15 protein-coding genes are annotated in these 23,293 nt (G+C 64.1%); 2 read left to right on the top strand and 13 right to left on the bottom strand.

The features are described 5' to 3' along the window. Positions 1-15 precede the first annotated feature (15 nt). Both EKO19_RS33190 and EKO19_RS33185 read left to right on the top strand, forming a co-directional pair. On the top strand, positions 16-792 hold the full coding sequence (locus tag EKO19_RS33190; protein WP_157995555.1) for a nucleotidyl transferase AbiEii/AbiGii toxin family protein: 777 nt from the start codon (positions 16-18) through the stop codon (positions 790-792). After that, positions 756-1,493, top strand: coding sequence for a hypothetical protein (locus EKO19_RS33185; protein ID WP_129781726.1), 738 nt, complete (start codon positions 756-758; stop codon positions 1,491-1,493). Before EKO19_RS33190 ends, EKO19_RS33185 begins: the two co-directional genes overlap by 37 nt. Before the next feature lie 200 nt (positions 1,494-1,693). Here EKO19_RS33185 and EKO19_RS33180 read toward each other — a convergent pair whose 3' ends face one another. From EKO19_RS33180 to EKO19_RS33120, 13 genes are all read right to left on the bottom strand, one after another. Beyond that, complete coding sequence (locus tag EKO19_RS33180) at positions 1,694-2,197, bottom strand: putative adhesin (protein ID WP_129781725.1); 504 nt, start codon at positions 2,195-2,197, stop codon at positions 1,694-1,696. Between the two features lie 26 nt (positions 2,198-2,223). After that, positions 2,224-3,288 (bottom strand): ABC transporter substrate binding protein, encoded by a 1,065-nt coding sequence (locus EKO19_RS33175; protein ID WP_129781724.1) that lies wholly within the window; start codon positions 3,286-3,288, stop codon positions 2,224-2,226. Continuing rightward, positions 3,285-5,408 carry a type III secretion system export apparatus subunit SctV gene (gene sctV, locus EKO19_RS33170; protein ID WP_129781723.1) on the bottom strand — a complete coding sequence of 708 codons (2,124 nt, stop codon included), beginning with the start codon at positions 5,406-5,408 and terminating at the stop codon, positions 3,285-3,287. The genes EKO19_RS33175 and sctV overlap by 4 nt, the downstream gene beginning before the upstream one ends. Positions 5,409-5,489: 81 nt before the next feature. Further along, positions 5,490-5,852 (bottom strand): type III secretion apparatus assembly chaperone SctY, encoded by a 363-nt coding sequence (sctY, locus tag EKO19_RS33165; protein ID WP_129781722.1) that lies wholly within the window; start codon positions 5,850-5,852, stop codon positions 5,490-5,492. An 18-nt stretch (positions 5,853-5,870) separates the two neighbouring features. Then, on the bottom strand, positions 5,871-6,329 hold the full coding sequence (locus EKO19_RS33160) for a type III secretion system chaperone (protein WP_129781721.1): 459 nt from the start codon (positions 6,327-6,329) through the stop codon (positions 5,871-5,873). 11 nt (positions 6,330-6,340) lie between these two features. Beyond that, on the bottom strand, positions 6,341-9,562 hold the full coding sequence (locus EKO19_RS33155; RefSeq protein ID WP_129781720.1) for a hypothetical protein: 3,222 nt from the start codon (positions 9,560-9,562) through the stop codon (positions 6,341-6,343). A gap of 116 nt (positions 9,563-9,678) precedes the next feature. Next, entirely contained in the window at positions 9,679-10,074 is a 396-nt protein-coding gene (sctX, locus tag EKO19_RS33150; protein ID WP_129781719.1) for a type III secretion apparatus assembly protein SctX, read from the bottom strand. Between the two features lie 9 nt (positions 10,075-10,083). Further along, a complete protein-coding gene (locus EKO19_RS33145) occupies positions 10,084-10,458 on the bottom strand; it encodes a type III secretion system chaperone family protein (protein ID WP_129781718.1) in 375 nt (124 codons plus the stop codon). Next, positions 10,455-11,591: a type III secretion system gatekeeper subunit SctW gene (sctW, locus tag EKO19_RS33140; RefSeq protein WP_129781717.1), complete on the bottom strand. Its 1,137-nt coding sequence runs from the start codon at positions 11,589-11,591 to the stop codon at positions 10,455-10,457. The genes EKO19_RS33145 and sctW overlap by 4 nt, the downstream gene beginning before the upstream one ends. A 76-nt stretch (positions 11,592-11,667) precedes the next feature. Continuing rightward, a complete protein-coding gene (locus EKO19_RS33135; RefSeq protein WP_129781716.1) occupies positions 11,668-14,799 on the bottom strand; it encodes a hypothetical protein in 3,132 nt (1,043 codons plus the stop codon). A gap of 21 nt (positions 14,800-14,820) precedes the next feature. Then, positions 14,821-17,916, bottom strand: coding sequence for a hypothetical protein (locus EKO19_RS33130; protein WP_129781715.1), 3,096 nt, complete (start codon positions 17,914-17,916; stop codon positions 14,821-14,823). A gap of 72 nt (positions 17,917-17,988) precedes the next feature. After that, positions 17,989-20,550, bottom strand: coding sequence for a hypothetical protein (locus EKO19_RS33125; RefSeq protein WP_129781714.1), 2,562 nt, complete (start codon positions 20,548-20,550; stop codon positions 17,989-17,991). A 33-nt stretch (positions 20,551-20,583) separates the two neighbouring features. Continuing rightward, positions 20,584-23,283, bottom strand: coding sequence for a hypothetical protein (locus tag EKO19_RS33120; RefSeq protein ID WP_129781713.1), 2,700 nt, complete (start codon positions 23,281-23,283; stop codon positions 20,584-20,586). Positions 23,284-23,293 lie beyond the last annotated feature (10 nt).

Here is a 23,293-nt window from a genome sequence, read left to right as displayed (position 1 = left end):
ACTTTGGGGGCTGCGATGGATTCGAAAGCCGACCTGCGCAATGCCTTTCAGGAGCGCCTGCTGGCGGCCATCTACAAAGCGCGCCAGCCGGGCGAGCTCATCCTGAAGGGCGGCGGCGCGATGAAGGTGAGAACCGACAGCGCCCGTTTCACCCAGGACATCGATCTCGACCACGATCCAAGGCGAGGGCTCGATAGCCTGGTGAAGTCGATCCGCAAGGCAATCGATCAGGCTTTCGTGGGCGGCTTCAAGAAGCTGCAGGTGACCGAGCCCAAGCAGACGGACACGGTGGCGCGGTGGAAGATCCATGGCCAGGGACCGAAAGGCGAAGACTTCCAGCTGACCGTCGAGGTATCGCGCCGGCATGCGATCAACCAGGAGGAAATCGAGACGGCTCTGCTGCAGATTCGCGACCGAAGCTTTTCTTCTCGGGTCTACATCGACATCTACAGGGCCGACAAGCTCGCGGAGATGAAGCTCTACGCGCTGCTCGACGACAATCGTATCGCGCCACGTGACATTTACGATCTGGATCTGCTCATCGGCGAAGGGGCGGCACCTTCGGGCGAGGCGATGGCAAACCTGCAGGCGAAGTACGGCGATGTGAGCGGGCAGCTCATCAAAAAACTGGCTGCGATGCCGTGGCCTCTGTTCGAAAGCCAGACATTGAGCGTGATTCCGGATGCCTTGCGGCTACGGATCAATGAAGTGGAATACGCCGCCATGCAGGAGCGCATCTTGAACGAGGTGATGAAGTGGACCGCGCAACCGGCAAGAAGCCCAGGGCCGTAAAAGCAAGCTGGGATACCCGTCTGGAGCTGCGGCTCTCCGAGTCCGACGCTGCGCGCGTGCTGAACACATCGACGCTCTATCGGCTCGCACGTCATGAGCAGTCGCAGCTGTCGCGCGCATCGCTCGAGCGCTGGATTCACGATGCGCTCGCGTCCAGGCGATTGATCAAGGTCGTTCGAGGTCTCTATTTGAATCGAATGGCGACCCCGCCGGCGGAATTGGCCGAGGCCGCGACCTGGCTGCGACCCGGCTGCGTGGTGTCGTTGCAAACCGTGCTCGGCGATAGCGGTGTCTGGAACAACTACACCGCGATGGTAACGGCGGTTGTTCCATTCGCGAGCGATCGGCCGCGGCCCTCGCTTGGTATGCGCTCTACATTGGCCGGACGGTTTCAGTTCCGTGGGATTCCGGAGTCCGTGCTGGTCGCTGGCCGGGAGGCGGATCGCCTGGCCGATGTCCGGGGCTACCTGAGGGCGACGCCCGAAGCGGCATTGTTGCATTGGCTATATCTGGCCGCCTCCGCTCACAGCAATCTCCTGGCGCCGCCGCTCGACATCGACATGGAAGCACTCAATGCAGCGCGCCTGCGCAGGCTGGCCGAAGCCATGGATCTTTCCGACGAGCTTGCGCAGTGGAATGTGACGAAGCAGGCCCACGACCTATCGCCGAGCGTCATCGAGCAGACATGGGTACCGGAATAACGCGAAGAACAGCGTACGCCGGCCGGAACGGCTACTAGCAGGCTGTTGAAAAATTCTTTCAACATGCCTGCTAGTGCCGGGCCACGGATGGCCCGGCGAAATCATGTGCGTCAAGCACTTGATTTCGTGAGCGCCGCAAAAGCCACGCCTTTTTGCAAGCGAGGTTGAAAAAGTCCAGGACGGACTTTTTCAACACCCTGCTAGTCTTCGTGCTCGCCGATGATGCCGCGGCAGCCGGAGAAGTGGAATTGCGTGATGCCAGGATGCTCGCGCTGGACTTCGGTGATGACATCTGAAAGCTGCATGGTGCGGGCGGCGCCGAGCTTGCGATTGCGGATGGTGACGACGTGCGGTTGCCACTCGGCGCCGGTGTTTCGCGCCATTTCATTCTTGATCTTGCGATAAGTCGCGCCGCCTTGCTCATGGAATTTCTCGAGGCGATAGTTGCTGACGCCGGCGCCGGGGCGGATCGTTTCGTGGACCACTCGGCCTTCGCGTCCCAGCGCCACGGAGGACGCCACATTTCCCGCGGTCGAGCTGCGATCGGCGGTGTAGAAGTGCGTCGAGGTGCCGGCGGGCATGGCGGTGGCGCCTTCGTCCTCCTTCCGGCCGCTGTGCGCCAGGATCACGCATTGATTCGAGTTGGGGTTCGGGCTCTGGAACAGGTACAGGTTGGCGCCGACGGCGACTCGATGGATGGGCACGATCGCGATTCCTCGAAGGGGTGATCTCAGGGCGGACCGCCGAGGACCTGCGCCGCATCGAGCAGCAGCAGCGGCGGATACAGCTGCAGACGCTGTGCGGTCTGCATGTTGATGACGATGGAGAAGTGCTCGAGCGACTCGATGGGTTCGTTGCCCGCTGGCACCGAGCGCGTCAGCAGGCGCATCGCCTTGAGGGCCGCGAAACGGCCGACGTTGCTGTCGGGGCTGAAGACGCCGAACAGCGCCCCGTTGTCGTGCACGGCGCTTTCCAAGGCGGAGTAAGTCGGCAGGCCGACTGCCAGCGCGGCCTGTGCCACGGCTTTTTGCAGCGAGCTGGTGATGAAAGTTTCCGGCCCGAGGTACAAAAAATCCACGCCCTCCTGCTTGAGGCTCCGGACCTGCGCGGCAAGGGCTGCGACGTCGATGGCGCCGTTGCGATCCAGCGCCACGGCCCGGTCCACCAGGTTGAATCCCCGGCGTCGACCAGAGTCACGCAAGCGATCGCGAACGGCCAACGATTGAGCGCTGGGTCCATACAAATAGCCGAGCTTTCCAAAGTGCCGGTAAGCCGCAATCGTATCCAGCTGCGTGCTCATCGGTGCAACGGGGATGATGCCGGTCAACTTGCGCGCTGGTCGTTGCAAATCCGTGACGAGACCCGCGGCGATGGGATCTGATACGGACGTGAATACGATCGGGATGTCGGCGATGTAACGTTCACGATCCGCATTCAGGGGACCGGCGACGGCCAGCGTAGTCGCCGTGTCGGACGTGTAGATGAGATCCGGCGCAAGACGCCGCAGCTTGCTGATCAGCGCCGGCTGATCGCTGCTGCGGCCGGAATAGGTGACCAAGGTCGTGCGCAACGGTGTGTCGCGTTTCGCGAAGTATTCTTCGAAGGCCCGCTCGATGTTTCCTTCGGAGTGGGGCAGCACCATGGCAATGTGGTAAGGCCGATCCGATCTCGCTGCCGCGGGCAGCGCGAATGTGAGGCATAGAAGGAAGCTCATGCACACCAGCAATGCAAGGTGCGGACGACCTGTGATGCGGGGCAGACCATGCGCGTCGGCACGGCAGAAGCGCCCGATCATGCGAGCTCCACGCGCGCGAGCGGCTGCACGTTGATGTCTGCCGTCAGTTCCTGATAGGAGATGACCGGCAACTCGTAGAGATCCTGTTCGATCATCTTGCGCACGTAACGACGAATATCCATCGATGTGAGCAATACCGGGCGCTGGGCGGCGCGCGAGATATCGCCCACGGTACGCTTGATGCTTTCCAGCAGCTTGCGGGAAATGTTTGGATCGAGCGCGAGATAGCTGCCCGCCGATGTCTGACGAATCGCGCCGCGAATCGTGTCTTCGACGTTGGGAGCGAACAGGTAGGCGGGCAGCAGATTCTGCCCGGTCGAATATTTGTGCGACAGGTGGCGCTTGAGCGCCGAGCGGATGTACTCGGTCAGCAGCACCGAGTCCTTCTCCTTCTGGCCCCATTCGATCAGCGCCTCCATGATGGTGCGCAGGTTGCGGATGGAAACGTCCTCCGAGACCAGGCGCTGCAGGATCTCGGCGATCTTCTGGATGGCCATCACACGCTGCACTTCCTTCACCAGGTCGGGGAAGCGGCTCTCCATCGAGGCGAGCAGGAAGCGGCTCTCCTGGATACCGATGAAATCTCCGGCGTATTTCTTCAGCACGAAGGCGAGGTGATAGGTCAGCAGCTGGGTTGCATCCATGGTGCTCGTGCCGGCCTGGGTGAGCGGCTCGCGCAGGCGCTGCGGTACCCAGAGGGTGGGCAGGTTGGGCAGGAATTTCTTGCCGGTCTGGTACTCGACGCCCAGCGCCTTCAACGTGTCCTCGCTCTCCCGCGCCAGCAGGAAGTCCGGCCGCAGCTCGCCGTTGGCTACCGGCACTTCGTGCAGTTGGATCGCGTAGGTGCCCGGCGCCAGATGATCGTTGAAACGCAGGTTGATGCCGGGGAACGGCACACCGAGATCGAAGTACAGGGCGCGCCGGACCTTCATCAGTTCTTCGTTGAGATCCTCCGCGCGGAAGCTCGCCGAAAGATTCTGGGCCACGTCGATGAGCAGCGGCACCGTCGGGGTGAACTCGCTGCCCGGCTCGGAGGGCGATGCAGCAGATTTGGCCTGTCCGGCGGCGGCCATGGCAGGCACCTTGGTCACGTCGCCCGAGCCCTTGCCGGCCGGGCGCGTTGCGTGCCGATGCAGCGCGAAACCGATGATGCCGACGACGAAGAACAGCGTGATGAACACCGGCATCGGCATGCCCGGCACCAGCGCGAAGCCGAGCATGATCACGCCGGCGATCATGAATGCGCGAGGCTGCGCGAGTATCTGGCGACCGATGTCCTTGCCGATGTTCGAAGCCGTACCGTCTTCGTTCGACACGCGTGTCACGATCATGCCCGCGCAGATCGAGATGAAGAGCGCCGGGATCTGCGCGATGAGACCGTCGCCCACCGAGAGAATCGCGTAGCGGTTCAGCGCATCGCCCGCCGTCATGCCGTGCATCACCACGCCGATCGCGAGTCCGCCCAGCAGGTTGACGAACACGATGATCAGGCTCGCGATGGCATCGCCCTTGACGAATTTCATCGCGCCGTCCATTGCACCGTACAGCTGGCTCTCCTTTTCGACGATGCCGCGACGGCGGCGGGCTTCCTCCATGTCGATGACACCGGCACGCATGTCGCCGTCGATGGACATTTGTTTGCCGGGCATGGCATCGAGCGAAAAGCGCGCGCCGACCTCGGCCACGCGTTCGGCGCCTTTGGTGATGACGACGAACTGCACGATGGTGAGGATCAGGAACACCACCAGGCCGACCACCAGGTTGCCGCCCACGACGAAATTGCCGAACGTCTCGATGATGTGGCCGGCATCGGCGTTGAGCAGGATCAGGCGCGTGGTCGCGATCGACAGGCCGACGCGGAACAGCGTCGTTACCAGCAGCACGGTCGGGAAGGCCGAGAAGGCCAGCGGCGAGGTGATGTACATCGCCACCATCAGCAGGATCGCGGCCGAGCAGATGTTGATGGCGATCAGCGTGTCGACCAGCGGGATCGGCAGCGGCAGGATCATCATGAAGATGACCGCGACGATGACGAACGCGAGCAGGATGTCGGTGCGATTCGCGCCGATGAGGATCCAGCGCGTCAATCGCGAGTTCAGAGTGTCGATGGCGGCATTCATGAGTGTTCCACTGCGGCGGCCCACGGGAGCGATTGCTCCGCGGCGTTCCGGCCTGTGGCGACTTAGTAACCCGTGATGGCGTTACGGTTCGCCCTGCTGGGCAAGCCGCGGCGCGGGCGTTCGCTTCGACGTCCTCGCAGCAGCGAACGCTCGCATCGCGACTTGCGCGTCCTGGGATTGATCCAGTTGCGCGAACGCCCGTGCCCTCAGTAACTGCACCACAGCGCTTGGCTCTCCCGGCCCGACGATTCCGTCGAGCACCGCAAGCGCCGCCTTTGGCTTGCCGGATTCGAGTCGCGCACAGGCCAACCCCTTCGCCGCCAGCGCATCGTTCGGGTTCAGCGCCACGAGTGCGGCGTAGAGAGTCTCCGCTTTCGCGGGTGCGCTGTGTTGTAGATGGACGTAAGCCAGCAGCAGCAGCAGCGTCCGTTCGTCTTCGTGCATGGCGACGCCGTTCGAGGCCTATGCCCGCATGAAGGTGTTGAGCGCGGAGGGCGCGAACGCTTCGGTCTCGATGGTCGCGTCGACCATCTGGGCACGGGTCAACTCGCCGCGCCACTGTTCGGCGAGGCCCACCAGTTTTTCCAGAGCATCGACCGCGCCTTCGATGTGCGCGCTCTCCCCGAGCGAGAACCACAACAGAATCTCGTTGCGCTCCGGATCGAAAGCGGGCGAGCAGGGCGCCATCTGGGCACCGAACAGATTGTCGGAGAGCAGCTTTTCGAAGAACTGTTCGCGCGCCGGGCCGGCCGGCAGAATGCCGATGACGGCGTACACCAGCAGCAGTCCGTGCGGCTCGTCGAGCTCGAAGTCCACCGGCAGACTCTGGTCGACGATGATGCGGGCGAGACCGCCGGCATCGAGCACGAGCGGGGTGTTGAGACGGCGGCCGAGCTCTTCGACCAGGTGGCGCAGATTCATGGCATGAGACCTCAAATGTCCAGGTTGACGGGGGTAGGGTCCTCGGCAGCTTGCTTCTGCAGCTCCCGAGTGAAGGCATCCAGCATGCCGTCGATGCTGTCGTTCAGATCCTCGCTCTGCAGCGTCACCAGCGCGCTTTGCAGGTCCTCCTTGATGATCTGATTGACGGTGTTGACGGCGTTGTAGGTCCTGCCGACGACTTCTTCGGGGAGCTGGATCCGGTCGGGATTCTCCGAGTCGGGCAGCAGCGGGAAGCTGGCGAGGATCGCTTCGGCGTCCGCGACCGAGCGGGCCGGATTCTTCTCGAACTCTTCGATACGATGCAGGAACTGAGTGAGCGCGCGGACTTCCTGGCTCGGCGGCATTTCATCCAGCCGCTGTTGCGCCGCGGCTTTCGCAGCGTCGAAGATGCCCAGCGTATGCTGCATCACTTCTCCGACGACCTCGCGGGCGCGGCGGACGTTGTCCGTCTCCACGAGCGGGGACGGCGCGCCGGGTCGCAAATGGGCGTCGTACAGCTTCTGGATCTGAGGCCACTCCGCCCCCTGGTGCCACAACACGAGCCGCCGCAGCGCCTGCAGCGCCGGGACCGTCTCCGGCGAGTGGTCTTCGGCGAAGCTGATCGCGGCCTGGTACAGCGGCGACGCATACTGATCCAGAAAATCCGCCGGTTTCGGCAGCGAGAACGGATGCTGAACGGAGTTCCTCACGAGATGGACGTCGTAGGTGGGTGTGTCCAGGACCTTCAGCTTGCCGTGCGCGGCGTCCACCTCCACCTTGACCCCGAACTTCGCGCGACTGCGCTGGCGGTCCAGGTATACCGCCTGATTGAGGAGCTGGCCCTTGCTGTCGACCAGATCGAATCGTCCGCCCCGGATCTCATAACTGAACTCGAGCTGGGGCTGATGATTCTCGCCCTTGAGGAAGCGGATCGTGGTGCGTTCGTCGGTGTTCATCGCGCCGCGGTTCACCACGCCAGCGCCATATTCGCCCAGGCGCAGCGGGCTGTGATCGTTGACGTACTGCGCGGCGTTCTTGAAGCTCGCGGTCAGGGTCTGGTTCGCGTTCATGACGATGCCGGCGGTCTGCGTCTCGTTGCCTTCGTAGAACTTCAGCAGCTTCTGGTAGCCTTCCGCGATGCGTTCGTCTTTCTCGTTGTCGCTGAGCCGGTACCAGTCGCGCCGGTTGATGATCGGCTCATCATCGGGGCCGAGATAATCCGTGCCGTCACGCAGGGCGTCGGCGTAGAACTGCGCGGGAACCTTGAGGTTGCCGGGCAGCGTGACGAATTGACCCTCGTCCAGGGAGAAGGGGGTTTCGATGACCTCTTTGACCTTGTCGGCGAAGGGCTTGGCGCAATGACCCGCCGTCAACGCGACCTTGCCGTCTTTGTGTACGTCCGTGGAGAAGTGACTCATCAGCGTTTCGCGCGTGTTCTCTTGAAGCGCGCCAGGTGCGTGTGTGAGCGTGGAGACCTTGCGGTTCGGCCGGACTGCGTTGCCTGACTTCTGCGTCAAGGCGGCGCCGATGACACTCATCACCGTAACGGTCGCGCTCAAGTCGGCATGCAGCTCAGGCAGCTGCTGATGCTGGGCCTGTCTGGCGGCTTCGGACAGGACCTGGGCGAGCCTCACCATCTCCGCTGAACGCACGGTCTGCAACATGTGGGGCATGGCCTGGGCATTCACTTCGGGAAGCGAAGCGATGAGCTCGCCCAACTCCCGTTCGAGTCGGCCGGGTTCCGCAATCTGGGCTGGCGACTCGCCCTTCGTGAGCAAATACTCCTGCAGCGCGCTCACCACGTTCCTGCAGGCGAGAAGATAGTCGCCTGTCCGGTTGGGATGATCGCGCCCCGCCAGCACGCCCAGCGCGGCGGTCACGTTGGCGCGCGCGGCGTTTTTCTTTTTCTCGATCTGCGCATCCAGGTGTCCCTGCAGGCGCTGCGTGACGCTCGGGTCCAGCAATCTCACCGCGGTCTTGGCGACGCTGGCCAGCTCGGTGCCACGGCCTGTTGGCCGGAGGTGAACGGACGTGGCGACATGCTCCATCTGCTGGTCGAGCACTGTGACGAGCTCGTTGAATCGGTCCTGGTCCAGCGGCTGTCCGAACACCATCTTGTGCTCGAAGATCTGCTCCTTCAGTGAATGCAGCTCCTGCATGTCGGTCTCGAGAGACGACGTGTAGACGGTGCTGGAACGCGCCCGCCCGCTCGCGCTGTCGCCTCGGATCTGTTCCTCGAGCTGGTTCATCAAACGCGGAATACGCCCCTCGATTTCGCGACGCACCGCGGCTGCGACGATCTCGTCCGTGGCATGCTCGGCCACCAGCATCGCCAGCGATTCCGAGTCGAGGTGACGCAGCAACGTGTCGAGTTGCTCCGGGGTCGCGGCGAGAGCGGCGAAGTGGAGCTGAAGAATCTGTGCAGTCTGTTCGGCAATGGCCCGTTCCCGTCGCGGCGTCGTGCCGCCGCCGGTCGGCTTGAGCAAGTGTTGCTCGCGCAGTTGGGCGAGCACGGCCCGCACCGTGTCGAAGGACTCCTTGGCCTGGGCGCTGATGGCGGTCGAGAGCTCGTTCTTGCGGATCTTGTCGAGTGTCTGCGTGAGCTCGCGGTCGATGGTTGCATTGGCTCGCTCGTGAATGGCGTTCGCGACGCAATTCTCGATGAGGCCCAGCACGCGCGCCGCCTCTGGATCGTCCTCGAGACATCGCTGTGCGGCAGCGGCGAGCGGTCCATGCAGGTCGCGAGCAAGGTTGAGCGCGCTTGCGCCCGGCCATTGCGTATCGATGAGGTCCTTGACCGCTTTCTCCATCGCCTTGTCGGCCTGCAGTTGCGCATCGTGCAGGTCCTTCGCCGCCTCGGCTTTCGCCTCGTCGGCCGGCAGTTCCGCGGCGTCCGTGGGCTTCGATGCCGTGGCGTTTTGAGCCAGGTACTGCTGGACCATCGTCTTGTGAGCCGCGGCGAGCGTGCGCAGGTCTTTCGTGAGTTGGCTGGTCTTCCTGTCTGTTTCCTTCTGGGACGCCGCTGCGCTGGTCGCTTTGCGAGGCGACTGCTGTGGCGCAAGGCAGTTGAACAGGTGAGAGACCTGCGTTTGCGTTTGGCGCGCCGTTCGTTGTTCGGCAGAGAGATTGCGTGGCGCGCCGGCTGTCGATCCCGTACAGCAACGCGTGAGCAGCCTCCCGAAGCTCGTCAGTGCACGCAACACCGGGTTGCGCGGACCGATCGGTTGATCCACGTCTACCGAACGTTCAGCCAGTGCGCGGTGTACCTCGGGGGCGGCGTTGACGTGCGGCACCCATGCAGCAGCAGGGCGTGAGCTTGGTGCGACCCGGTCCGGCGAAGGCATGGCGATTATCCCTGAAAGAGCGTGCTGCGGTACATGTTCAGCAGCTCGCGAAGATTGGCTTCTTCGCCGAGCGCCCGGGCGGCCTTCTTCAGCGCCGGTGAGGCCGGAGCATCGTCCTTCGATGAAGCATCGCTCAGCGTCTGCGCGGCTCGCCGCAGCGTGAGCTCGAATCGTTGCGGCGTGAGCAATGCACGGTCGGCGATTTCCGGCCGCAGCTCGCCGGCCAGGAAATCCTGCAAGTTGGGTTGATGTAACAACCGGTCCAGCTCGGGGCGGTTGAGCTGATCGGCCGGCGGCAGATGCGCAGCGTCCGGCAGCGGCACGTCCGGAAGACTGCTCCGGCTGATGCTCTCCAGGCCGCGATCCAGGCTGTAGCGTTCCAGTGCGTTGTTGATGGGCATGGCGCGTCCTTACCGCTGGCGCACGCGATCGTGCAGGCGAGTGAGCAGATCGAATGCCTGCTCGACCGTGTTCGGCCGAAAGTCGGCGGTGCGCACGCGCGTGATGAATACGAGCTTGCCTTCGCGGGAGAGTCCCGCTTGCACGGGCAGGTTCCAGCCATGACGCAGGTGACATGCGTCCAAGGCGCGGCGCAACGCGAGCAGGCGATCGTGGCTGTCGATCGAGCGCACCATGAGCAGCAGCACCGCGTCCTCCAGCACTCGAAAGTCGAGTCGGTGATCGTTGCTGAATCGCAGCGACACCAGGCCGTTGGCATCCGGCAGCAGACGCGGCACGCCAATGCTGCGAGCGAGCTCCTCGAATGTATGTTTGATCCAGCTCACGACGCGTCTTCCTCTTCGAGCGCGATTGCGTCGTCGAGCGCAGCCTGCGCGGCATCGAGCACGTTCGAGCGCGCATCGGTGTCGGCGAACACTTTGACTGGCATCTCTCGCACCAGGTGTTTCGCTTGCGTCAGGAACTCGACGCGTGCGGGCGGTTCGTCCGCGCCATGCTTTTGGGCGATCGCGCTGAAGCGGCTGCCGTTGCTCCAGCGCTCACCGCTCGCGGCGACCAGGTCCTGCATCAGGATGCCCGCCGAGATGGCGGGAAGCTGGTGTTTGGCGGTCATCTTGCTGGACAGCGACTGGCAGCCATCGAGCAGGGTGGCGAGCACTTCCATCTGATACAGATCCTGCAGCACCGCGTTGAGGCGGTTCGGTTGCACGGATGCGCCGCGAATCGAGCTCAGGTCATCGCCGAGCGCACGAATCAAGGAGCGCACCGCGCCCCGATAGTCATCGGTGCCGAAGCGCTCGAGCGTGCCCTTGAGCATCGCGCCGAGGTTCTGGCCATTGAGCACCGCATCCCGGTACGTCGACTGGAAGGCGGCGACTTGCTCCGCGTTGCCGGCGCCGAACTCGGCGGCGGCTTGGATGGTGTTGAGGTTCGCCCGGATCTGCGAGCCCGCGTCCTCGTGCAGATCCTGCAGCGACTCGCGAACCTGCGCGAGCAGCGCGTCGTGCCCGCCTTCCTGTTCCAGAGCTCGCGCGGCATACGACAACGCGAGGAACTGTTCGGTCTCGTTGCCGAACTGTCGACGAGACTCCTCGCGCGGACTCGTGTCGCTGCCTTGCTGCGAGTTGCGCTTCAGGGCCTCGACGAACTGTTGCAGTTTCTCTTGCTGGTCCTGTTTGCCGGAAGATTCCAGGTAGGTGAGGATTTCCTCCAGGTTGGGCAGCTGCAGCGGCGGCTCTTCCTCGATCTCCCGTTCCTCGAGCTTGTGAGATTCCACGTGCTCGGAGTGTTCCATGGTGATCTCTTCCGCCGCGTCCGTCAGCAGATCCTCGGCACTCGCCGCCACCTGCACGTTCGCGCCGCGCCACACTCCTTCTTGCGAAGACGGGTCCTGCGCCAGGTTGTCGTCCTGGCGCGTCCCGAGTTGCTGAGTGGTGGCGTTGTCGATGCGAAGTGGCATATCCCTGGCCCGCCATACGATGAGCAGTGCGATGCGGGCTGGACTTTGGGTAACTTCGCGACGGGACAAAGTTCCTTCAGATATCGCCGCGTTTGACGGCGTCGATCAGGCCCGGCAGCACTTCCGCCTCGATGCGCTCGTCGAGCGTGGCGGTCAGTGGACCGAACAGGTCGGGGGAGAACGCGTGCTGTGTCAGCGACTGCCGCTGCGCGGCCAGCTGCCGGCCGATGTCTTCCCGAACTTCGGGATCCAGCGGCAGTGTGTCCCCCGCCGGTCGCCCGGACCCTGCTTCCGGCTGTTCGATGAACTCGTGGTACAGCCGCTCGGCACCCTCGAGCAATTCTGCGCCGCTCTTCCCCTTGAGCTCATTCAGCGCTTCGAGGAAGGCCCTGGCACGGTAAGCCGTCGTAGCGGGAATGCCAGCAAAGTCGCCCGGATGCTGAACGATTTGCATGGCGGTGCTCTCGGCCATGGCGAGCGAGGCGAGGATTCCCTGCTTGCTGTTCTCGGCCGCCGCCCGAACCTTCTGCCGGACTTCCGGGCTGATGAGTCCTTCGGCCTGCTCGCCGCCGCGATCGCATTCCGTCATGACGGCGATGGCGTTCTGAAGCGTAGGCTGACGCTCGAAGGCATTGGCGGCCCGCAGCGTAGTGATCTGGTACTCCTTTCCGACCGACTGCGCATAGATGAGCGTGTCGTCGAGTACGCTGCTTCCGTCTGCGGCTTCGCGCAGCGACGCAACTGTCGGCGGCGCGTAGTGCTTCGGGAAGTCGTCCCTCTTGAGCGAGAAACGATACGAGGGGGTATTCAGCAGGCTGAGCGTGCCATCGCTGTTCAGCTGGGCACGAAAGTCCATTTGCACGGTGCTGTCCGGACTCAGCATGATCGGCTCGCCACCGTCGACCGGTGCGAGCGTGTTGCGCCCTTCGGCGCGGTAGGTGACATCGAGCGCCAGCTGTCCGTTGTCTCCCTTCGAAATGGTGACGTCGATGTCGACCTTGCCGCCGCCGGCAGTATTTTCCAGAATCGATCCGGCAGTGCCGTCTTCCAGATGCAGCGGGCTGCCGTCTCGTGAACAGGCCGTGCCGAGCCCGGCAGCGATCTGCTGATTCAAATGGACGACGAGGCTCTGCGCCGCATCGATCCCGCAGAACTCGGTCAGGCGCACGAATCCCTCGGCGATGCGCGCGTCGCGTTTGCTGTAGTCGGTATCGTCCTCGGCCGGCCAGTTCGTATGATCGACGAGCGGCGTGCGAGTCCCGTCCGCGTTTGCAAGATGAATGTTCGGCGTTCGGCGGCGGGCATCCTCCCGAAAGTTGCCGGCGACGATCTGCGTCCCGACCCGGACGCACTTCAGGTCGCTGACCGTGAGTGGCTGCCCAAGGCGTTGCGCGACGGCCTCGGTCTGCTCGGGATTGAAGTGTCCCGCCTTCAGCGTCGCCTGTTGTCCGGAGAGCGTAACGCCATACAACTGGCCGAGCGCTTGCCGCGTGGGCTCCGAGGCAGGCGCGGCAGCGTGGGTCTCGGCCGGCGGCTCGGTGAGCTCTTCCCGTATTCCTTCCTCGATGTCGTTCAGCAGTTGCGCCATCTGAAGAAATTGCGTGGCGAGCTTCGTCTCTTTGGCGTCCTGCGCGGCGCTGTGCGCCTGAAACAGATCCGCGGTGAGCGGCTTGAAGTGGGGACCGGAGAGGGCAGCGACGAGTTTCAACTGCCCGTCCTCGGGAAGGCCGCTGTACCACTGCGCGACGACGTCCCGCACCGTCGACCCCTCGAGGAGTTGCTTCGCCACCGGTCCGAGCGTGTGGCGCGTCTCGTTGAGCTGCGTGGCCTTCTCGGCGGCCTCGGTCAACGTCTTCAGCAGCTGCGCAGGGTCTTTGCCCGACATCAGCTCTTTGCCGAGCTTGTCCAGCGAGCCTTCCAGCTCGTGACAGCACTGCCGGAGCATCTTGCCCTGCGCCTCGGTCAACAGCGTGTTGCCGACCTCGGAGGCGCCGAGCGCACCGAAGGCGGACGTGAGCTCCCGGATCTCGATCGCCATGAGGTCGTTGAGATCGAGCTTCCCGGAAGTGATTGTCTCTTTCAGCACCGCGAGGACGGACTGCCTGACCTGTGCCAGCTCGGGCGGGGTGCTCACCAAAGCGTTGTAACGGGAAACATGCTGATCGACAGCGGTCAGCCCCCGGGCGATTGCCGAGACCTCGCGCAGAAACGTCTTGCGCTCGAACGCGCCTGCCGCGCCGTGGCGCTGTTCCAGCTCTCGGGCGCGGAGCCGCACGCTCGTGGCAAGACGTTGGGGGCGCTCCTGCAATTCGTTTTCCAACTCCCGCTTGATGGGTGCTTCGCCCAAGCCCTGGGCAGCCTCATGGAGCGAGCAGAGATCCTGATCATTGAGATGGCTGAGCAGGGTGCTGCGCAGTTGCGGATCGGGCACCTTCATCAGCGAGCTGAGGATCGCGGTGTGAACCTCGGTGTCCGTCGGGTAGCCGGGCGGCAGGGTTCCCGGTTTGACCTGGGGCACGGCGGCGGCGAAGGCGAGTCGCAGATGATCCGTGATGCGCGCCGCCGGGCCGCCCAGCTTCATCACATTCACAGCGGCATCGATCTGCTGCTGCACGTTCGATTGCACGCTGCGCGTGATTTCTCCATGGAGAGCGACTTCGGCGCCCATCAGCACCTGTATGGCGCGATCGTTGTGGCACAACTCTGCTTGCGCCTCGGCGACTTGATCGCTGCGCAGCGCCGTTGCGATCCGACCCTGTTCTTCGGGGCTCGCTTTGGAGAAGAGCTCCTGAAACGTGCGTTGAATCAGCTTTCCCGTGGAGCCGTCCTGTTTCTGCAGCATTCGCGCGGACGCTTCTGTAGCAAGCAAGGCGTCCTTGATGCTGTCTTTCGTTGCATTGGGAGCGAGCAAGGCATCCCTGAGGCCGTGCAGGCTCTGTTGGAACTCGAGTTGCCGCTTCTCGCTGTTGGATAGGCGCGCGACGTTGGTTTGCGGCCCCGCAAATAGCCGGCTCAGCGCGTTGACGACGGCACGGCCGATGTTGCGCAGAAAACCGGCACGCGGTGGCGTGCTGGGCGCCGTGCTCACGCGGTTGGTGAGGCCGCTGCGAACGGGCTCCTTGCCCTTGGATTGCGTGATCGAGTCTGCAGCCGGCCCCGGCACGGAGACGTGAGACAGCGTATTGGAGATCGAGTCAGGGGATGGCATGGGTGCTTCCTATGGATTCGTTCAGAGCTCGCCGCGTTTGATCGCGTCGATCATGGGCGCACTGATTTCGGCATCGACACGCTTGGCGATCGCGTCGGCCAGGTCGCCGAACAGGTTCTCGTCGAACTGCTGTGCTTCCGCGTTCTCGCGCACCGCTCGCAGCTGCTCGCCGACTTTCTCCTGGTCCCTGATCTGGTCGCCGAACTTCCGATACAGAAGCTCGGCGCCGTTGACCAGCGCCGCGCCGCTCTTGCCGTCGAGTAGCGCCAGCTCCTTCAGGAATTCCTGAGAATCGTGCGCGGCGCTGCCCAACACGCCCGGATTGCCGCTCTTGACGCGTGCCTCGGCGAATTTCTTCGACTCCGCAAAGGCTGCGTTGATTCCCTGCCGGCAGTTCTCGTTCGCACGTTGCACGTGCTCGCGGGCGGTCTGCGGCACGAGCGCGTGGAGTCCGTCGTCGCCTCGATCGCACTCGTGGAGGATCTCGGTCGCATTCATGAGGTTCGGCGTTTCGCGGAACGCATCGGCCGCGCGCATCGCCTTCACCTGATGGTCCTTGCCGATGCGCGTGCTGAAGGCGAGCACGTCCTGCAGCGGATCGTCCAGCTTCATGGGATCGTCGAGCACCGTCATGCGGCGTATGACGCTCGCGGTGGGCGGCTCGTAGTCTTTCGGAAAATCATCGGCCTGCAGATGGAAGCTGAATGCAGGCGGGCCGAGCAGCTTCAGGCTGCCGTCGACCAGCTCCGCACGGAAGTGCCGCACGACAGTGCTGCCCGGGCTCAGAGTGATCGGGCTACCGCCGTCCGCGGGTATGAACGTGTTCCGGCCCTCGTAGCGATGCGTGACGTCGATGATGGGATGCCCGTTCGGTCCGCGGGACAGGTGAAACTCGAGCGAATCGCCGCCGCCGCCGAAGGGGTTGTTGGCGATGGTGCCGACCCGGCCATCGTCGAGATGCAGCGGACTGTCCATGTTGAAGGCCACTTGCGAACCGCCATTCAGCCCCTGGTGAAGGTAGGTGCTTAGAACGCGTGCCTCGTCCACATTGCCGTTACAGAAATCGATCAGGCGTTCATACCCTTCGAGCACCCGGGCCTCGCGCGCGTCATTGACGCGTTGCTCGACGCGCTGGGTCCGGTCGTCCTTGTAGCTCGCCGAGGTGGGCCAGTTCTCGCGATTGATCAGAGGTCGCGTGCCGGTGGACGTCTCGAGGGCGATCGTCGGCTTGCCCCCGGCGCGCTGGTCGCGGAGAAACTGCCAGCTCACATCATGGCCGCCCAGCTTCTCCGTCTTCATCTCACCCTCGTCCGCGGGGCGTTCGATGAATTCCGCGGCCATCTGCGTCTGCTGAGCGTTGAAGTGGCCGGTGTTCAGCTTCAGGGCCTGGCCGTTGACGTTGATGCCATACAACTTGCCGAGCGCCGTCTTCATCGGTTCCGACAGCGGTACGTTTTTTGGCGGGACGCTGCCCAGCTTCGCCCTAATGGTTGCTGTCAGGGGCAGCAGCATCTCGTGCATCGACTGCAGCTGGTTGGCGAGCTTCGGATCGTGAGCGGCGCGTGCGATCCGTTCTGCATCGAGCAGCGTCAGACCGAGCGCGCCCATGTTCGCGTCGGCAACCCCGGATTTGAGTTGCTCCTGCTCGGCGGGGGACAACCTGGCGAGCCATTCGTTGGCGGCCTTCTCCATCACTGCGGAATGGTCGATCTGACGAGAATTCGACGAGAACGCCGCCGCCGTGTCGAAGACGTTCTTCCTGCACTCCGCGAGCTGGCTGAGCTCTTTCAGGAACGCTTCGGGCTGCCCCGCGGACAGGGCAGTGCAGGCTCGACCGAACGATTCCTGGTACGCCTGCGTGCACTTGCCCATCGCCTTGTCTCGAGCCTGATCCAGCAGTTTCTCGCCGGCTTTGCGGGCACCGAGCCCGTTGAATGTGGTCGCGATGTTCGTCACCTGCGCCGCCGTCAAGCTGGAGAGATCGAGCTTGCCCGAGGTGATGGTGTCCTCGAGCGCGGCGGCGACTGTTGTCTTGAGAGCCACGAGCTCCGCGGGCAGGTGGGTGCCGAACGTCTTGCTGTGCTTGTCCATGGCGCGCAGGGCGTTCGTGATGCCGGAGAGATCGGAGAGCAACACACGCGGATCCAGCGGACGATCGGACTGGCATTTGTGCAGGAATTCATCCGTGTGTCGCTGCAGGTTCGCGAACATCCGAATCGGGCGCTGCTGGATCTCGTTCTGCAGGCCGCGCTCGATCACTCTTCCCGTGTCCTTGACGTCCGCGTGCAGGAGCGCGAGCTGTTCATGGCTCAGGTGTGCGAGCAACTTGCCGAACGTCTCCGGAGGCTGGTTCTCCAGATGCTGCAAGATCAGTTTCCTCACCGACTGGTCCGTCGGCGGCATCGGCAGCACCACGCCGTGCTTGACGAGCGGCGCTGCCGACCCGAATGCCAGACGCAGGTGTTCCGCCACTCGCTCTGGCGGCCCACCGGACTGCATCACGCTCACCGCGGTGGCGATCTCATCGGCGATGTTCTTTTCCGCGCGCCGCCCCAGCTCGGCGTTCAGCGATCGCTGGAGCGCGACGAGCATCTGCGTCGCCCCCGGATGCTCGATGAGCTGATTCGGAACGTCGGCCACCGCCTCGCCGGCGAATGCGAGCACGAGCCGATTGAGCTGCGTCGTACTGGCGTCCTCGCAGAATTTCTGGAACGTCTCCGGAATCATCCGGTCGGGCGAGCCCTGCGCCGTCGTCAGCTTCGCGCCCGCTGTTTCGGCCTCGAGCAGCGCCTGCTTGACGGTTTCAGTCGTTGCGTTGTCGGCTAGCACGGCGTCGCCGATGTTGCGGAGCTTGTCGGTAAAGATCATCTCTCGCTGCTGGATGTTCTCGACACGCGGGGCGCTCGCCTGCCGAGCCGGAAATATCCGATTCAGCATCTTTTTCGCGAAGCTGATGATCTTGCCGATAACCCCGCCGCGCGGGCCCGGATTCGTGCCGATCTCCACGTGCCCGGCGAGCTTGCTCGGGGGTGGGCCGGCGACCGGCTGCTGCTCGATGATGTCCGGCGCGATCGCCGGCGTGTGAGGCGCGGCGACGTCAATGTTCGTTCCAGGCATGTCTGCGATTCCTGTGATCTTGTGTCCAATCGGTTGCGTTAGGGCCTGCGAGCGAGCAGCGCAAACAGCGCGTCAGAACGCGAAGACGACATTCGAATCGGTGAGCTCGATTCGCGCGTCGCCGCCGTCCTGAGGTGGCGTGATTCGATGGGTCAACGTGTAGAGGACCACGCCATCGGTGTGGATGGGCTTGCCGGCCTGGGCAATGGGCGAGCCGACGTGCGTGGAGCGTACGAGCCAACTGCCGTCCTCGTCCTGCCAGACCTCGTGCGAGCCGCGCGGGTTGGTCATCGCTACGGGCGGGTTGAACGCGGCGCCGTTGGCATCTCCGACGAAGTCACGCAGCGCATGCGAGGAGATGCACGTGTTGATTGCGGCAGCGACCTCGGGCGAAACGGTGCCGAGGAATCTGTTGAACTGCGCGATCGCCGGCTCGTTGCCCTGGGCCGGATCGCGTGCCAAGCGCTGGCCCTGCACGATGACATCGGCGCTTGCCAGCGCGCGATTCAACGCGGCTGGCATGCCATCGCCGCCATCGGCGCGTGCCCGCTCGAGCTTCGCTTCATGGCGCTCGGGGTTGGTGACCGCCGCGAGATTGAAATCCCGGGCCACTCTCGACTCGTTCGGCGAGTCGGCCAACACGCCGCGATGATCGAGCGAGCCTCCCTCATCCGCGCGGCCCGATGGATGTGCCAGCGTTCGAACCAGCAGCTCGGGCGGTATCTGATTGAATGTCGGAGGCGGGCCGGTGATGCTGCCGTCTGGCTGGAGCACCGGTGAGTTGAAGACCCGCAGCATGTCGCCGAGCAGCATGGCCAGCTTCGCGACCTGCATGGACGGAGACTGGTTGCAAGCCAGCATGAACTGCTGGATCGACATTTCTACTTTCCTGCGTTGTTCCTCCGCGTCCGCGTCGGGCCGGTTCTCGCTCGGACCGCTTGCTTCCTCGGCACTGTCTTTCAATCTGGCGACCACCAGGCGCACGGCAAGCTCGACCAGCCGCGCCTCGGAGTCCGTGCCGTCCAGGCTGCGCGAGATCCACATCGTTTCGGCGTGCCGGAGGATCTGGCCGAGGCCGTGTTGAAATGCTTCCTGGCTCTTGACCATGTTGTCGAACAGCGTCGCGGGATCGCGCTCGCCGCCGGCACGCTGTGCCATGGGCTCTGCGATCGCGATCATCTGCTCGACCATCACCCGATCGAGGCGCCTCGGCGGCTGACCTTCGCCACCTTCGGCATACTTGCGAAACACTTCCTTCTGCGACGGGCTGAGCGTCGTGGACTCTTCGATCAGTTGCAGGGCTTCCAGATGTCCGACCGCGGCAGCGACAGTGTTCTCGATCAGCTTCTCCCGTGTCTTGGCGATGACCGTCGGCAGATGATCCTCGCAGCCGAAGTGTGTATGCAGCGAGCCGACACGGAAATCGATATCCAGAAGCATCTCCTTCGCGAGCGTCTCCATGACTGCCGTCATCGGCGCGTTCAGCGAAGCGGGGTGATCCTTGGTAGCGAATATCACCGCATTCCAGAGTATCGATTCCTCATCGTGCGGATCGAACAGACGCTTCATTTCGTTGACCAGCAGCCGGTTGCGCGCCATCTGATGCAATTCCCGGGGCGAGACGGATGTCATGCCCGCCGTCACGTCGCGAAGCGCGGTCATTACCGCCTGCGGCGGCATGTCCGGCACCTCGTGACGCAATTTTTCGTATGTGTCGCGCAGATCCGTCCACGCCTGTTGCGCGAGCTCTGGTGAGTAGCGTTGCGGTTGCGGCCCGGCGGCACGGGCGCAGAGCTGAGACACGATCGATGCGGTCGTATCGTTGAGAGGCACCGCCAGATGGTCCGCATGCGCGGCGGCAATAGTGGCCAGGTTGTCGAGCGCTTCCAGTGCTTGGGCGGCAATGGCCGGTCGCGCCTCGATGGCGGCGTGCTCGAGCCGGCTTTCGTAGGACGTGAGCACCTTCCGGAACAGCGGTGGCAGGGCGTCGAAGTCCAGCGCGCCCGACGATGAACTCGCCGCGCCGGACATCGCCTGTAGCGATGTCCTGGCCGACGCTCGAATCTCGTTGCACTCCTCGGCGCCCAGAGGCCTGCGGAAGTAATCGGGTTGCTGCGCGATGGCCGTCATGCGGGCGTAGCGGCCCAACGCGTTGCCGGTAAGGGGCGCCGGATCGTTCTTGTTTCCTCCCAGGAGTGCCTCGCCGTTTGCCTCGCCAGTCGCCGCCGAGGCCTTTCTCGCGGTGTCCAGCGTTCTGATGATTCTCTTCGGACTCACCGTGGCTTTCTCGCCTGCGTGCACCCTGGGAGGCAGGTCCGCCACCGCCAGTTCGCCGAAGTGTTGCGCGACCGCGGCTCGAAAACTGTTGCGAAAGTTGCTGGCCTCGATGAGTCGCGCGGCATCCTGGACAGAGCTGAGCCGGCCGAGGAGCGGGACGCGCACGAAGGCGGCCTTGAAGTGAGTCCAGCGGCCCGGCAGCTGGCGCGTCGGCAGGCTGTGAACCTCCATCTTGCCGTCCGCGCCGAGCAGCACGACCTGGTTCTTTTCAGGATTGCCGGCGACCTGGCGGGCTTGCGCCAAAGTCGTGTTCAAATCCACTGGGGTGGAGGCGGGCGCTCTATTGTCGACTGGCATGTGCGCTTCCTGATCAGGCCTGGAACACGGCAATCAGAACGCGAAGACGACGTCGGAATCGCTGAGCTCGATTCGTGCGTCGCCACCGTCCTGCGCGGGGGTGATCCGGTGGGTCAACGTGTAAAGGACCACGCCGTCGGTATGGATAGGCTTGCCGCCCTGAGCGATCGGCGAGCTCACGTGCGTCGAACGCACGAGCCAGCTGCCGTCTTTGTCCTGCCAGATTTCGTGCGAGCCGCGCGGGTTGGTCATTGCGACGGGCGGGTTGAACGCCGCGGCATTGACGTCTCCAACGAAGTCACGCATGGCATTCGAGGAAATACACGTGTTGATGGCGGCGCCCACTTCGGGCGGCACAGTGCCCAGGAACCGCTCGTAGGCGGCGATGGATGGCTCATTGCCCAGGCCGTCCACGCTGCTCGCCGGAAAGGGCGTCAGGCGGTGCCCCTGTACGATGACATCGGCCCCCACGAGCGCGCGATTCAGTGCAGCGGGCATGCGGTCGCCGCCGTCGGCTCGTGCCTGCTCGAGTTTTGCCGCGTGGCGCTCGGGATTCAGGACCCCGTGCGGAGTGAAGTCGCGCGCGACCAGCGCTGCATGCGGCGAGCCAACCAGAACGCCACGCTCATCGAGCTGTCCTTCTTCATCCGGTTTGCCGGACGGATGCGCGAACGTGCGCACCAGCAGATCCGGCGGCGCGCGGTTGAGTGTTGGCTGCGGAGTACCGGGGGCCTCGTCTTCGATGGGTAGGCCGGACATGCGTAGGATGTCGCTGAGCATCATCGCGAGCTTCGCGACACTCATCCATGGCGACTGATTGCAGGCATGCATGAACTGCCGCATCGCTGTCTTGGATTCCTGCTGTCCCCGCGCGGTCAGGAGCTGCGCGCCGCCGATCTCGCCGAGCGCCTTCAGGGTTTCGAGGGATGCACCGTCGGTGAAGAATTTCCTGGAGTTTGCGCGGGTGGGGCTGGAGCTGGAGGGCCGGGGCTCGCCAGCCTCCGGCTGCTTGCCGGGCACCGGCGGCAGCGCGAGCTTCGCCCGTCCGAGATGCGTGCAGATTTCGGTCAGTTGCTCCTCCGAGTCGACGCCGTCCAGGCTGCGCGAGATCCACATCGTTTCGGCATGTCGCAGGATCTCGCCGACGCCGTTGTCGAACACGGCACGGTTCTCGACCATCGCATCGAAAAGTGCCGCAGGGTCTCGCAGGCTGGTGACGTTCCTGGCCAGTGTGTTGCCAATGGCCGTGAATTGTCGAACCTGCACCGGATCCAGCCGGCGCGGCCGCCGGGTTTCGGTGCCCTGCGCATAGCGGCGGAACACTTCCTTCTGGGCGGGCGTCAGCTCCGTGGATGTCTCGATCTCGTGGAGCGCGTCGAGATGGCCGACCACCGCGGCGGTGGTGTTCTCGATAAACTTTTCGCGTGCCTTGGCAATGATGGTCGGCAGATGGTCCTCGCAGCCGAGGTGTTCGTGCAGAGAAGGCGCGCGAAACTCGAGATCCAGGATCATTTCCTTGGCGATAGTCGGTATGAGCGCGGTCGGCGGCGCGCCGTTCGCTGCGGGGTGGTCCTGTGCGGCGAGCATGACTGCATTCCATAAGGTCGATTCGGCGTCCTGCGGATCGAACATGCGCTTCACTTCATTGACGATGATTCGCTCGCGCGCCATCTGATGGAGGGCTTGCGGCGAGATGGACGTGTTACCCGAGGTGACTTCGTGCAAAACGCTGGTCAGCGCTTCCTCCGACAGGTCGGGCATCTCGGCGTGCAGTTTCTGCCGCGTCTCGTTCAGGTCGTGCCACGCCTGTTTCACCGTCTGCTCCGGCAAGCGCGTGGTGTCGGGGCCGGTGGCGTGGACACACAGCTGTGACACGATCGACATGTCGCGGGGGTCGAGCGGCGCAGCGCCATGCGACGATCCGCTGGCCTGTTCGTCATGCACGGCTGCGATCGTGGCGAGATTCTCGAGCGCATCGAGGCAACGCGCGGCGATTTGCTGCCGCTGTCCGGCGGGGGCGTACTCGATCTGCTTTTCGTAGGAGGCCAGCACCTTTTCGAACGTGGGCGGCAGTGCTGCGAAGCCCGGGGCGCCGCTCGCGGAGCCGGGCTGCCGGGACATGCGCCGCAGCGTCGTTTCGGCCGAGTCGAGCAGTTTGCGCGGCTCCGAGAAAGCCAGGTGCTTCTGGAAGAAATCGGCGTGCCTGGCCATGCCCAGCATGCAGGCGTAGCGGCCCGCGGCATCCTGATCAAGGGGCGGCGGCGAGTCCGCATCGCCGGTGCGGATCGCCGTGATGTTCTGCCGCTTGATCGCATCGAGCGCCAGCTTGGCGGAGTTCACCACCTTGATGATCTTGCGTGGGCTGAGCGTGACCTTCTGCTCACCGTCGGCCCGTGGAACGAAGGTATCGGCAAGCTCCGAACCGAAGCGCTGTGCGAGCGCGCAGCGAAAGCTGTTGCGGAAATTCACGGCATCGACCAGGTGCGCGGCCTGTTGGACGGAGCTGAGCCGGCCAATCAGAGGCACGCGCACGAAGGCCGCCTTGAAGTGAGTCCAGCGGTCCGGCAGCTGCCGGTTCGGCAGGCTGTGGACCTGCATGGTGCCGTCCGCGCCCAGCACGATGGCCTGGTTCTTCTGGTCGCTGCCAGCAACCCGCATGGCCTGCATGAGCGTGGCGTCGAGATCGAGCGGCGCGGACCCGGTAGCGGAGGCTCGGTTGTCGATCTGTGGCATGCGTGCTCCG

This window comes from Peristeroidobacter soli (genome assembly GCF_004138485.1).
GTDB lineage: Bacteria > Pseudomonadota > Gammaproteobacteria > Steroidobacterales > Steroidobacteraceae > Steroidobacter > Steroidobacter soli.
This window is presented reverse-complemented; position numbering and strand designations above follow the sequence as displayed.